We start from the raw sequence: 11,934 nt of genomic DNA, 5'->3' as shown, positions 1-11,934 counted from the left end.
TCCGCGGCACGCGGCACGCGGGCGAGACTTGTGCACAATGCGGCGGGAGCCCCGGCCCGGGGCTCCCGCCGCCGCTACAGAGGGGGCGAGATGGACATCGCCGCTGCGGGAGAACGCCGGATCGGCTGGGCGGCCCGGTCGATGCCGGTCCTGACCGCGCTCGGTGAGCGCTTCGCCGAGAGCCGCCCGCTCGACGGGCTGCGCATCGCCGCCTGCCTCCACGTCACGGCCGAGACCGCCGTGCTTATGGGCGCTCTGCGGGCCGGAGGCGCGCAGATCGCGCTCGCCGCCTCCAACCCGCTCTCCACCCAGGACGACGTCGCCGCGGCCCTCGGCGAGTACGGCCTGGCCGTACACGCCCGCGCGGGTGTCGATCGGGCGACGTACTACCGGCACATCGACGAGGCGCTCGACATCGGGCCCGACCTGGTGCTCGACGACGGATGCGACCTCGTCAACACCCTCCACACCACCCGGCTCGACCTGCTCGACCAGGTGACCGGCGGCTGCGAGGAGACCACCACCGGAGTCATCCGCCTCCGGCAGATGGCCGCCGAAGGCGCGCTGCGCTTCCCCGTCGTCGCCGTCAACGACACGCGCACGAAGCGCATGTTCGACAACAGGTACGGCACAGGCCAGTCCACCCTGGACGGCATCATGCGGGCCACCAACGCCCTGCTCGCCGGCCGCATCGTCGTCGTCGCGGGGTACGGCTACTGCGGGCGGGGTGTCGCCCAGCGGGCGCAGGGGCTCGGAGCCCGCGTCATCGTGACCGAGATCGACCCCGTGAAGGCCCTCGACGCCGCGCTCGAAGGCTACGACGTACGGCCGATGGCCGACGCGGCCGCCGTCGGCGACGTCTTCGTCACCGTCACCGGCAACCGCGACGTCATCCGCGCCGAACACCTCGCCGTCATGAAGGACGGGGCGATTCTCGCCAACGCCGGCCACTTCGACGTCGAGATCGACGTGCGGGCCCTCGCCGACATGGCGGAGACCGTCAACCGCGGGATCAGGCCCAGCACCGACGAATACGTCCTGCCCGACGGTCGGAGTCTGCTCCTCCTCGCCGAGGGCCGCCTCGTCAATCTCACCGCCGCGGAGGGGCACCCCGCCGCCGTCATGGACATGTCCTTCTCGGCCCAGGCCCTCGCCGTCGCCTGGCTCGCCCGCGAACGCCACACCTTGGCCCCCGGTGTCCACGACGTCCCCGACGCCATCGACGCCGAGGTGGCCATGCTCAAACTCGCCGCCACCGGCATCGGCATCGACGACCTCACCCCCGACCAGGAGGCGTATCTCCACTCGTGGAGAGTCGGCTCCTAGGCCGCCCCGGCCGAACGGGCGCTCGCCGACGAGCGGAGCGCCTGGCAGCGTTTCACCTCCGTCATCGGCGCCGTGCTCGATCCGACCGCCACCCGGAGCCGACGCGGGCGGGGAGCCGGGTTCTCAGCCTGTGGCCTGCATCTCGCGCATGCGTTTGATCTCGGACGCCTGGACCGCGATCACGTCGGCGGCCATCTCCTCGATCTGAACGTGCGACCCTTCGGCGAGGGCGGTCTCGGCCATGGTGATGGCCCCCTGGTGATGGCTGATCATCAGCTCCAGGAAGAGCCTGTCGAACTCCTCGCCTGTCGCGTCCTTCAACGCCTCCATGCGTTCGGGGGAGACCATGCCCGGCATGGAGGTGGCGTGGCCGTGGCCGTGGTCGGGCGCGCGGAGCCCTTGGTGCTGGAGCCAGGCGGTCATGGCCTGGATCTCGGGGCCCTGGGTGTCCTTGATGCGGGAGGCGAGCCCTTTGAGCGTGGTGGACACCGCGCGGGACGGCGCCAGCACGCTCATGTCCAGGGCCTGCCGGTGGTGCACGATCATGTCTTGGGCGTAGCGGACGTCGGCCGCGTTGGCGACGGGGGACGGCACCGCCGTACGGAGCGCGTCCGGAGCGAGCGTCGAGGCGCTCTCGCCCGGCTTGCCCGGGGCGATGACGGGCACGGCGGGCGCGGTGGGTGCGGCGGCGGCCTGGGGCTCGGGGGTGCCGCCTGGTTTCTCCGCCGTGCATGCGCCGGTCAGGAGCGTGGCTCCTGCGATCGCCGCGAACACGATCAGGGCCCTGCTCCTCGTGGTCGGCACCCGGCCTCCTTGTCCCGCGGGGTGGGCTGTCAGCACGGCGGATCGTACATCCCTGTCCGCGGCAGGGACACCGCAGCACGATAGCCCGCTACCGGAAGAACGTAAAGACGTCAAATCCGCAGGAACTCCTGACACGATGACATCTAGCTGGTTTCACATGCAGGAGTAAAGATTTCACCATTTAACCCCCCCAACTAGGAGGTCCTCCGTGACGTCCATACGAGGGCGCGGCCGACTCGGCCGCGCGCTTGTGGTCGTGAGCGCGGCCATTGCGATGTTGGCGCCAACCGTTCCTGCTCAAGCGGCGGCCGACATCCCCGCGGTCGATGAGATCGTGAAGAGCCCCAACCTGCAGCATGTGGCGAACCTGCCGAAGCAGACGCCCTTCGACCAGGCCGGTGCCTATGGAACCGACCTGGCCTTCCAGGATGACTACGCCTACGTCGGCAACTACAGCGGTTTCACGATCTACGACATCAGCAAGCCGAAGCGCCCGGTACTGGTCAGCCAGGTGCTCTGCCCCGGATCGCAGAACGACGTCTCCGTCTATCGCAACCTTTTGTTCCTGTCGACCGACTCATCCCGCAGCAACGACTCCTGCAACAGCGTCGGCCAGAGCGCCACGGTGAAGGAGTCGTGGGAGGGCGTCAAGATCTTCGACATCAGTGATGTGCGCAACCCGCGCTACGTCAAGTCCATCGAGACCGACTGCGGCTCCCACACCCACACCCTGGTCCCGGGCAAGGACCGCAGGACGGTCTACCTGTACAGCTCGTCGTACAGCCCCGCCAGCCGGTTCCCCGACTGCCAGCCGCCGCACGACAAGATCTCCATCGTCAAGGTGCCCGTGCGGGCCCCCGAGCAGGCGGCCCTCATCGCGGCCCCGAACATCTTCCCCGACGGCGGCAACCCCGGCGACGGCCAGCCGTACCCCTACGGCACGTCGGCCACCACCGGCTGCCACGACATCACGGTCTACCCGGACAAGGACCTCGCGGCCGGTGCGTGCATGGGCGAAGGCGTACTGCTGGACATCTCCGACCGAGAGAACCCGAAGGTGACCGCGACGGCACGCGATGACGAGCACTTCGCGTTCTGGCACTCCGCCACCTTCAACAACGACGGCACCAAGGTCGTCTTCACCGACGAGCTCGGCGGCGGCGGCACCGCGACCTGCGACGCCACGATCGGCGACAAGCGCGGCGCCAACGGCGTCTACGACATCGTGGATGGGAAACTCGTCTTCCGCAGCTACTTCAAGATCCCCAGGCACCAGGCCACCACGGAGAACTGCGTCGCCCACAACGGCTCGCTCATCCCCGTGAAGGGCAAGGACATCATGGTGCAGGCGTGGTACCAGGGCGGCATCTCCGTCTGGGACTTCACCGACTCCAGCAACCCGCACGAGTTCGCCTACTTCGAGCGCGGCCCCCTCAGTGACACTGCGCTGACCCTCGGTGGTGTGTGGTCGTCGTACTACTACAACGGCTACATCTACAACAGCGACATTGAGAAGGGCCTCGACGTTCTCAGGCTCAACGACAGGCGTACCAACCAGGCGCGAAGCGTCGAGGTGGACATTCTTAACGCCCAGACGCAGTACGCCTACCCGGAGCGGGGACGCGGCCACGACGACGATGACGACGACTGACGACAACTGACGACAACTGACGACGACTGAGAACGACTGACGACCGCTGGCGTGCTCTCTGACGACTGGCGTGGTCTCTGAGTCCTGATCTTCGGCCACCGCGGCGGCCCGCCGCCGCGGTGGCCGAAGCGCCTGCTGAGGACGGCAGGACGGACTTCAGGACGGCAGGACGAACCCACCCGGAGTCGTGCCGGTCGAGTCGGCGTCCGAGTCGTGCCGGGCCGTCTCGCCGGGGGGCGGGCCGTACGGCGACACGCCCGGGGCCGCCTGCCCGGCGGCCGTGCCGTACGGCGGTGCTGGCATGGAGTGCGCTGGGGGCGCTAGCGGCGCTGGGGGCCCTGGGGGCGAGGCCGGGGCGGCCTGGCCGGTGAAGCGGGCGTGGTCGCGGCGGCGGCGCTCGGCGAACACGGCGGAAAGGTAGACCCACGGCGGCACGTTCGGGGGCGGAGGGGGCGACACATAGGCCATGACCTGAGTGGCGATGCGCACGCCCATCTCGTGTTGCACGGGCGGCGAAAGGTGCGGAAGCCGCGACAGGTATTGCCGGGCCGTGCCGGCGAGGTCGAGCGGAAGCTGCGCGAACGTCAGGCTCGCCGCCCACGGCGCGAGAACAGGCGGGATCTCCAGCACCGGCTCGTCGGTGCGCGGGCCGCGCTCGGAGATGACGATGGTGCCGGCGAAGATGTCTCCGAGGCGTTTGCCCTTCTCGGAGATCAGCGATGTGATCAGCGCGGGTGCACCGGTCAGCAGCCAGATCTCCACCACTTCGGCCAGCCCGCGGAACAGCGCCTGCCTGAAGCGTTCGGGGCCGCCGTCGTCGGCGACCACCCGCAGCCCCATGGCGAACTTGCCCGGACTGCGGCCCCTGGTGAGGGTCTCGAACAGCACGGGATAGCCCACGATCACCAGCACGATGAACAGGACGATCAGCGCGGTCGCCATCGCGCCGTCGGTGATCAGCGCCGCGTTGGCGACGAGCATCAGCACGGTGACCATGGTCAGGAGCTGGATGCCCATATCGATGATCAACGCGAGGGCGCGCGTGGGGAGTTGCGCGAGGCGCACCTCGACGACCACGGCCTCACCGGTCACGACATCGGACACGGTTTCCACCCTAGGGGAGCGGACCGGCCTGCCGCGACGTACGGCCACCGCCGGAAAGCCCCGCCCGCGCTCGCCTCCCCGGAGCGCCGATGAAGCCAATAGGCTCACGCTGTGGATGTCGACGCCTTCGTGACCGCGCACCGTGAGACGTGGGACCGCCTGGAGAAGCTGATCGCGAACAGGCGCTCGCTCACCGGCGCCGAGGTGGACGAGCTCGTCGATCTCTACCAGCGCGTGGCGACCCACCTGTCCATTCTCCGGTCGGGCCGGGCCGACGCCGCGCTCGTCGGCCGCCTGTCGGCCCTGGTCGCGCGGGCCAGGTCGGCCGTGACCGGGGCGCACGCCCCCGCCTGGCGGGAGTTCGTGAGGTTCTTCCAGGTCTCGCTGCCGGTGGTGGTCTACCAGGCCCGCTGGTGGTGGCTGGGCACCACGGCGGCCTTCGTCGCGGTCGCCGTGGCCGTCGGGGCGTGGGTGGCCGGCGATCCGGGGGTCCAGGCCGCCATCGCGTCCCCCGACGAGATCAAACAGCTCGTCGAGCACGACTTCGCCAACTACTACTCGGAGAGCCCGGCGGCCTCGTTCGCCGGTCAGGTGTGGACGAACAACGCCTGGATCTCGCTTCAGGTGATCGCGTTCTCGATCCTGCTCGGCATCCCCATCCCGTGGGTGCTCTGGCAGAACGCCGCCAACGTCGGCGTGTCCGGCGGTCTCATGGCCTCGCGGGACAAGCTCGACGTCTTCTTCGGCCTTATCCTCCCGCACGGCCTCCTCGAACTCACCGCCGTGTTCCTCGCCGCCGCCGTCGGCATGCGCCTCGGCTGGACGGCCATCGCGCCCGGCGCCCGCCGCCGGGGCGAGGCCCTCGCCGAACAGGGCAGGGCCGTGGTCAGCGTGGCGATCGGGCTGGTCATCGTCCTGTTCATCTCCGGGCTCATCGAGGCGCTCGTCACCCCGTCGCCGCTGCCCACCTGGGCGCGCGTGGGCATCGGCGTCGTCGCCGAGGCGCTCTTCCTCACCTACGTCCTCGTCTTCGGCCGCCGCGCCGCCCTCGCGGGCGAGACCGGCGACGTGGAGCGCGCCCCCGACCTGGCCCCGACCACCGGCTGACCGCCCGTCTACCGGGGTAGTCGCGCGGCCCGAGCGTCGGCGGTCGCCCGAGCGGTGTGCGGGCCGGGGAAGCCGTCCGGGACTCGAAAGGTCGCGGTCAGAGCCGCCCGGCGGCCTTGAGGGCCAGGTAGGCGTCGGCGAGGGCGGGCGCGATGTCGTCCGGGAGGGCGTCGACCACTTCGACGCCTTGGCGGCGGAGGCGCGCCGTGAGCTTGTGCCGTTCGCTCTGGGTGTGTTCGGCCGCCGCGGCGTCGTAGACCAGCTCGGGGGCGCCCCGCCCGGCCGCCATGGCGGCGACCCTGGGGTCGGCGACGGCGGCGACGAGCACGAGGTGGCGCGACGCGAGCTGGGGCAGGTGCGGCAGCAGCCCCTCGTCGAGGGCCGCCGGGTTGAGGTCGGTGAGCAGGACGACCAGGCATCGGCGTCTGGCCCGGGAGAGCACCTCGGCGACCATGCCCGCCGAGTCGGCCTCGACGAGCTCGGCCTCGATGGGGGCCATGGAGGTGACCAGGGCGGACAGGAGTTCCGTACGGCTGGCGCCCGACACCCACGCGCGCACCGCGCGGTCGTAGGCGAGGAAGTCGACGCGGTCGCCGGCCCGGGCGGCGAGGGCGGCCAGCAGGAGCGCGGCGTCCATGGACCAGTCGAGCCGCGGCCATCCGGGCGCGGGCAGCGCGCCGCCGGCCGGTTGGGGGGCGGCGCCGGCGAGCGGGATGGGGGCTTCGCCGACGCGGCCGGCCGAGGTCCGGCCGGTGTCGAGCACGATGAGCACGCGCCGGTCGCGCTCGGGCCGCCAGGTGCGCACGACGACGTCGCTGCGGCGCGCGGTCGCCCGCCAGTCGATGGAGCGCACGTCGTCGCCGACGACGTATTCCCGCAGGGAGTCGAACTCGGTGCCCTGGCCGCGGACGAGCGCGGGGTGCCGGCCTTCGAGTTCGCGCAGGCGGGCCAGGCGGGACGGCAGGTGTTTGCGGCTGAGGAACGGCGGCAGCACCCGCACCGACCACGGCACGCGGTGGGACCCTTGGCGGGCGGCGAGGCCGAGCGGGCCGAGCGCCCGCACTGTGACGGTGACGGCTTCGCGGTCTCCCCGCCGGGTCGGGGTGAGGGTGGTGACGAGGCGCCGCCGTTCGCCGGGAGGCACATCGAGGCGGTGGTGGCGGGGCGTCCCGCCCGCTGACGGCGGCCAGGCGTCGCGCAGCACGCCGCGCACGCGCCGCCTGCCGGGGTTCTCCACGATCAGGACGGCCTCGACCTGCCCGCCGAGCCGTACGAGCCGTTCGCCCGACCGCTGGAAGCGCAGCTCGCGCACACCGCCGGCGAGCGCCAGGTCGACGGCGATGAGCGCCGCGATGAGGAGGCAGACGCCGAGTACGGCGAGGCCGGGCCGGGGCGCGATCAGCACGAGGAGCGCCCCGAGCGCGGCGAGCAGCCCGGCCCGTCCGGTCAGCGCCACGGTCGGCGACCTCCCGGGTGGGCCGTCCCGGCACGGCTCGTCCCGGTGCCGCCCGTTGTGGTGCCGCCCGTTGTGGCGCCGGTCGTCCCAGGGCCGTTGGTCCCGGCGCGGCCCGTTGTGGCGCCGGTCGTCGCCCCGGGGCCGCTCATCGCGGCACCGGGACGGAGGCGAGGATGCCGTCCAGGATGCCGTCGGCGGTGGCGCCCTCCAGTTCGGCCTCCGGGCGCAGTTGGACCCGGTGCCGCAGGGCGGGCTTGGCGAGGGCCTTGACGTCGTCGGGCGTCACGTATGCCCGGCCGGTGAGCCACGCCCACGCCCGCGAGGCGGCCAGCAGCGCGGTCGCCCCTCGGGGCGACACGCCGAGCTGGAGCGAGGGGGAATGGCGGGTCGCCCGGGCGACGTCCACGATGTAGCCGAGGACCTCGGGGGAGACGTGCACCCGGGCGACCGCGGCCCGGCCTTCGGCCAGGTCGGCCGCACCGGCGACGGGCTTGACATGGGACAGGTCGCGGGGGTCGAAGCCGCGGGCGTGCCGCTCCAGCACCGCGATCTCGTGGTCGCGCGGCGGCAGCGGCACGGTGAGCTTCAGCAGGAACCGGTCGAGCTGCGCCTCGGGAAGCTGGTAGGTGCCCTCGTATTCCACGGGGTTCTGGGTGGCGGCCACGATGAACGGGTCGGGTAGCGGCCGGGCGGCGCCTTCCACGCTGACCTGCCGCTCCTCCATGGCTTCGAGGAGCGCGGCCTGCGTCTTGGGCGGCGTGCGGTTGATCTCGTCGGCGAGCAGCAGGTTGGTGAAGATCGGCCCCTCGTGGAATGCGAACTCGGCCGTCCTGGCGTCGTAGACGAGGGAGCCGGTCACATCGCCCGGCATCAGGTCGGGCGTGAACTGCACGCGTTTGAAGTCGAGGGACAGCGCCGACGACAGGGTGCGCACGAGCAGCGTCTTGGCCACGCCCGGCACGCCTTCGAGCAGCACGTGGCCCCGGCAGAGAAGCGCGATGACGAGACCGGTGACGACGGCGTCCTGCCCGACGACGGCCTTGGCCACCTCGGCTCGGAGCGCCCCGAGCGCGTCCCTGGCCGCGTCCCCCACGCGGGTGTCCACGCGGGTGTCCACGGGTTCGGATGTGCTCACGAGTCCTTAACCTGCCTCTCCAGACTGTCCAGATAGTCGGCCAGGGCGCTCAGCCCGGCGTCGTCGGCGGGCGGCGGGCCGTACAGCGCGGCCCCAACCCTGCCCGTGTCGTGTCCTGTGCGTCCCGCCACGGCGGACACCACAGCCTCCCATCCCGCGCCCGGCGGCAGGCCGAGGCGGGGAGTGATCCGATGCAGTGTGCCCGTCCGCAGCGCGTCGGCGGCGCGGGCCCTGGCCCGCCTGGCCCGGTAGAGCCGGCCCCGCCCCTCGACGGTCTCGGCGGCGCGCACCACGACGGGCAGTTTCTCGGCCACGACCGGGCCGAGCCTGCGTCCCTGCCAGAACGCCACCAGCAGTACCGCCAGGGCCAGCTGCAGCGCGCCCCATTTCACCCCGGCCGGGATCAGGTCGTTGAAGCTTTTGCCCTGGGCGCCAGCGACCTGCGGCGGCTCCGGGGAAGGGACGAGCCAGATCAGTGTGGGGCGGGTTCCCGCGAGGTTGAGCGCGAGTGCGGCGTTGCCGTCCTCGGCGAGGCGCTGGTTGGTCATGAAGTCGCCGCTGCCCACCAAGGTCACCGTGTGCCCGCCCTGGGGGTAGCGCAGCAGCGTGTACGCGTCGCCCGCCGGGTAGCAGCCGATCGCGCCGGCCGGGCCGCTGTACGTCAGGCCCCCGAGGTAGGCGCTGCCGGCCTTCACCGCGGCGGGCAGGAAGCAGCCCGGGTCCCGCGAGCGGGAGATCGCGTCCTGCCCGCCTTCGGGCGTCGTGGCGTCGGGGGCGAGCCGTTCGGCGTACGGCACGGGCCCGACGAGCAGCAGATCCGCTCTCGACGACGCGAGGCGGTCGGCTTCCTGCTCGCTCAGGTAGGCCGTGCCCGTCACGAGCACCTGCGCGTTCTCGCGGGCCGCCCGCACGGAGGCCTCCGCGGCGGCGGCGCTGTCGACCCGGTGGACGGTCACGCCGCGGTCCCGCAGGAGCTGCGCCAAGGCGTGGGAGCCCGCGAGGGAGGTGTCGTCGGGGTCCAGGGGGCGGCCTTGTCGCTGGCCCGATGACAGGAGCAGCGTCACCACGGCCGCGGCGAGGATGATGAGCGCGATGGCGACGATGCCCCGGCCGGAGCGCCACAGGCTTTTCGCCGTGGGGGAGACGGAGGTCGAGGTGGAGGTGGAGGTCGAGGGCCGTCCGGGTGCGGGGGAGTGGATCGCGGGGGAGTGGGTTGCTGTGGTCTGGGGCACGGCGGGCTGGGCCACGGCGGGGTGTGGCACGGCGGGCTGGGGTGCGGGGGGCTGGGTCACGGCGCTCCTCCCGGCTGCCCGGCGGCGGCGACGGGCCGGGCCTGGCGGAGCCGTTCGTCGAGGTCGCGCATGGTCGCGTACCCGTCGCCCGTGCCCGGGACCTCGCCGTAGGTGACGTCGTCGAAGAGGTGGGCGGCGGCGGCGAGGTCCGCCGCGAGCGGCGGGAGGGCCCGCCCGCCGTCGGCGGCGAGTTCGCCTGCCGTACGGCCTGGCATCGCGTCGACGAGCGCCCGCTCTTCCAGGTCGCGGGCGACGGCGCGGAGCCGTTCCTGGATCGCCTCGGTCCAGCGGCCTTCGGCCGCGAGGGCGTCGGCGGCCCGGCGGTGCTCGGCGGCGGTGTGGACGCCCCCTCCGAACAGGTCGCCTGTCGCGACCGCGCGGCGGCCCCTGTCGGCGCGGCGCGCCCACCACAGGAGCAGCCCGGCGAGCGCGAGGAGCAGCGCGACGAGCAGGATCGCGGCGGCGATCCCGCCGACGGTGCCGCCCGTGGCGGAGTCGAGGAGATCGCTGATGAACTCCCGCACGTAGCGCAGGAGGCGCGTCGGCAGCGGCTCGCTCTCGTAGTGCGGTTTGAGCAGCTCCTGTACGGCCTCGCCCCGGGCTTCGCCCCGCTCGGCGTCGACAGGTGTCACGGTGCTCCCGGAGGTGTCCTCTGTGCAGAGTTGTGTGCGGAGTTCGAAGGATGCCAGAGATCGTCGGCGGAGGCGTGGACCCAGCCTTGGCGCTGCTGTTCGATCGCGGCGGTCTGCAGGACCAGGTCGAACGCCTCGGCCCGCATGCGCCGGTCGGCGTAGAGCAGGCCCATCACCCCCGCCTGGAACGGGTAGGCGACGGTGGCGGCGATCGTGGATCCGATGGCGCTCACCAGTGTGGCGATGATCAGGGTCGCCGATGAGGCCCCGCCGGTCAGGGCGATCAGGCCCACGATCATCCCGAACGGGAGGCTGACGAGCGTGTTGAAGAGAAAGACCAAGATCGTGGTCAGCAGAGTGATGCCGAGAATGCGCCAGAACGACCCGGAGGTCAGGCTCCATGAGCGCCTTATGGCGTCCGGGGCGGAACGTCCTTCAAGCACGACCGCGGGCGCCGCCAGGGCGAACTTCGTCTGGAAGAACAGCGCGTAAGGGAGAATGATCGCGATTGACAGCATCAGAAGGCCCAGCGCTGTCATGGGATCGACCACGCCGCTCCACACCGCCGCCATGATCAGAAATATGAGCAATAGCGGGACGACCGTGATGACAAGCGTCGTCAGAACGGCCAGGCCGAACAGCGCGGGCAGCCGTCCCTTGGTGAGATTCCAGGCCTCGCCCATCGTGATGCGGCCGCCGAAGACCGCCCGGCCGAGCACGCGGGTCACGATGCCGCCGAGCACCGTCACGACGACGAAGCTGACGAGCAGCGAGACGCCGAGGCCGGTGAGGCTGCCGAGCATCTCGTCGACCGCGGCCTCGCTGGTCTGCGGAATGGGCGCGTTGAGGGTCTCAAGCTGCCCGGCCTGGGAGAGCGCCGTCGGGATCGACGCGGCGGCGGCGAAGATCGCCGACAGGCCCAGCATGACCCCGGGGTTCGACCGGATCAGTTTGGTCGCGCCGTCGAGGATGTCGCCGAGGCCGAGCGGGCGCAGCGGGATGATCCCTGGGCGCAGGGCCGGCGGAGCCTGGCCGTAGCCTGGGTGCTGCCCGTAAGGTGCCTGCCCATAGGGTGCCTGCCCGTAGGCGCCGTATGGGTTGCCGCCGTAGGGCGGCTGCCCGTGCTGCGGGCTGCCATACGGTTGTCCGGGGTGCTGTTGAGGCGGTGGAACCTGGCCTTGAGGGCCGGAACTCTGAGGTGAGCCGGGTGTGGTCCATGGAGAGGCACGCTCGGCGTCGTAGGGCGGTGGTTGCTGTGGTGCCCAGGCGGGCGGTGGCTCGGGGTTGGAACCGTGACCGTCTGACATATCCCAATCCTGGCATGGTGGGGTGACTGTTTGCGGCGATCATGTGGCCGACTTGAGTGTCTCTGCGTGCAGTTCGGCAGAGGGGATGGCCACAGATGCGCTGTTTACCTCAGACTGATG

General features: G+C 71.7%; 10 protein-coding genes. 3 read left to right on the top strand and 7 right to left on the bottom strand.

From position 1 onward, the window contains the following. The first annotated feature begins 90 nt into the window (after positions 1-90). The gene (locus BLQ73_RS08310) at positions 91-1,326 is read left to right on the top strand and encodes an adenosylhomocysteinase (protein WP_093169788.1); all 1,236 of its coding nucleotides are present in this window, start codon (positions 91-93) and stop codon (positions 1,324-1,326) included. Between the two features lie 123 nt (positions 1,327-1,449). Here the strand turns inward: BLQ73_RS08310 and BLQ73_RS08305 are convergent, their stop codons facing one another. Then, the gene (locus BLQ73_RS08305; protein ID WP_093169787.1) at positions 1,450-2,130 is read right to left on the bottom strand and encodes a DUF305 domain-containing protein; all 681 of its coding nucleotides are present in this window, start codon (positions 2,128-2,130) and stop codon (positions 1,450-1,452) included. A gap of 274 nt (positions 2,131-2,404) precedes the next feature. Here BLQ73_RS08305 and BLQ73_RS08300 point away from each other — a divergent pair, with 274 nt between their 5' ends. Continuing rightward, positions 2,405-3,781, top strand: a complete 1,377-nt coding sequence (locus BLQ73_RS08300; RefSeq protein WP_093169908.1) for an LVIVD repeat-containing protein — start codon at positions 2,405-2,407, stop codon at positions 3,779-3,781. A gap of 156 nt (positions 3,782-3,937) precedes the next feature. On the opposite strand, the gene BLQ73_RS08295 is transcribed toward BLQ73_RS08300, so the two are convergent. Then, a complete protein-coding gene (locus BLQ73_RS08295; RefSeq protein ID WP_093169786.1) occupies positions 3,938-4,885 on the bottom strand; it encodes an RDD family protein in 948 nt (315 codons plus the stop codon). Positions 4,886-4,996: 111 nt separating this feature from the next. Between BLQ73_RS08295 and BLQ73_RS08290 the strand changes: the two genes are divergently transcribed. Then, complete coding sequence (locus tag BLQ73_RS08290) at positions 4,997-5,992, top strand: stage II sporulation protein M (RefSeq protein WP_093169785.1); 996 nt, start codon at positions 4,997-4,999, stop codon at positions 5,990-5,992. Positions 5,993-6,089: 97 nt separating this feature from the next. Here BLQ73_RS08290 and BLQ73_RS08285 read toward each other — a convergent pair whose 3' ends face one another. From BLQ73_RS08285 to BLQ73_RS08265, 5 genes are all read right to left on the bottom strand, one after another. Continuing rightward, a complete protein-coding gene (locus tag BLQ73_RS08285; protein WP_093169784.1) occupies positions 6,090-7,448 on the bottom strand; it encodes a DUF58 domain-containing protein in 1,359 nt (452 codons plus the stop codon). A 145-nt stretch (positions 7,449-7,593) separates the two neighbouring features. Then, entirely contained in the window at positions 7,594-8,583 is a 990-nt protein-coding gene (locus tag BLQ73_RS08280; protein WP_420819998.1) for an AAA family ATPase, read from the bottom strand. Further along, positions 8,580-9,875: a DUF4350 domain-containing protein gene (locus BLQ73_RS08275; RefSeq protein ID WP_245690893.1), complete on the bottom strand. Its 1,296-nt coding sequence runs from the start codon at positions 9,873-9,875 to the stop codon at positions 8,580-8,582. Before BLQ73_RS08275 ends, BLQ73_RS08280 begins: the two co-directional genes overlap by 4 nt. After that, a complete protein-coding gene (locus tag BLQ73_RS08270) occupies positions 9,872-10,507 on the bottom strand; it encodes a DUF4129 domain-containing protein (protein WP_093169783.1) in 636 nt (211 codons plus the stop codon). Before BLQ73_RS08270 ends, BLQ73_RS08275 begins: the two co-directional genes overlap by 4 nt. Beyond that, positions 10,504-11,814, bottom strand: coding sequence for a glycerophosphoryl diester phosphodiesterase membrane domain-containing protein (locus tag BLQ73_RS08265; protein WP_143020176.1), 1,311 nt, complete (start codon positions 11,812-11,814; stop codon positions 10,504-10,506). Before BLQ73_RS08265 ends, BLQ73_RS08270 begins: the two co-directional genes overlap by 4 nt. Positions 11,815-11,934 lie beyond the last annotated feature (120 nt).

It is taken from the genome of Sinosporangium album (assembly GCF_900100605.1).
GTDB classification, from domain to species: Bacteria; Actinomycetota; Actinomycetes; order Streptosporangiales; family Streptosporangiaceae; genus Sinosporangium; species Sinosporangium album.
Note: the sequence above shows the minus strand (reverse complement) of the source record. Positions and strands in the feature narration are given on the sequence as shown.

Coding starts and splice junctions, on each gene's coding strand:
- BLQ73_RS08310 (WP_093169788.1), top strand. CDS start 91: ATGGACATCGCCGCTGCGGGAGAACGCCGGATCGGCTGGGCGGCCCGG.
- BLQ73_RS08300 (WP_093169908.1), top strand. CDS start 2,405: ATGTTGGCGCCAACCGTTCCTGCTCAAGCGGCGGCCGACATCCCCGCG.
- BLQ73_RS08265 (WP_143020176.1), bottom strand. CDS start 11,814: ATGTCAGACGGTCACGGTTCCAACCCCGAGCCACCGCCCGCCTGGGCA.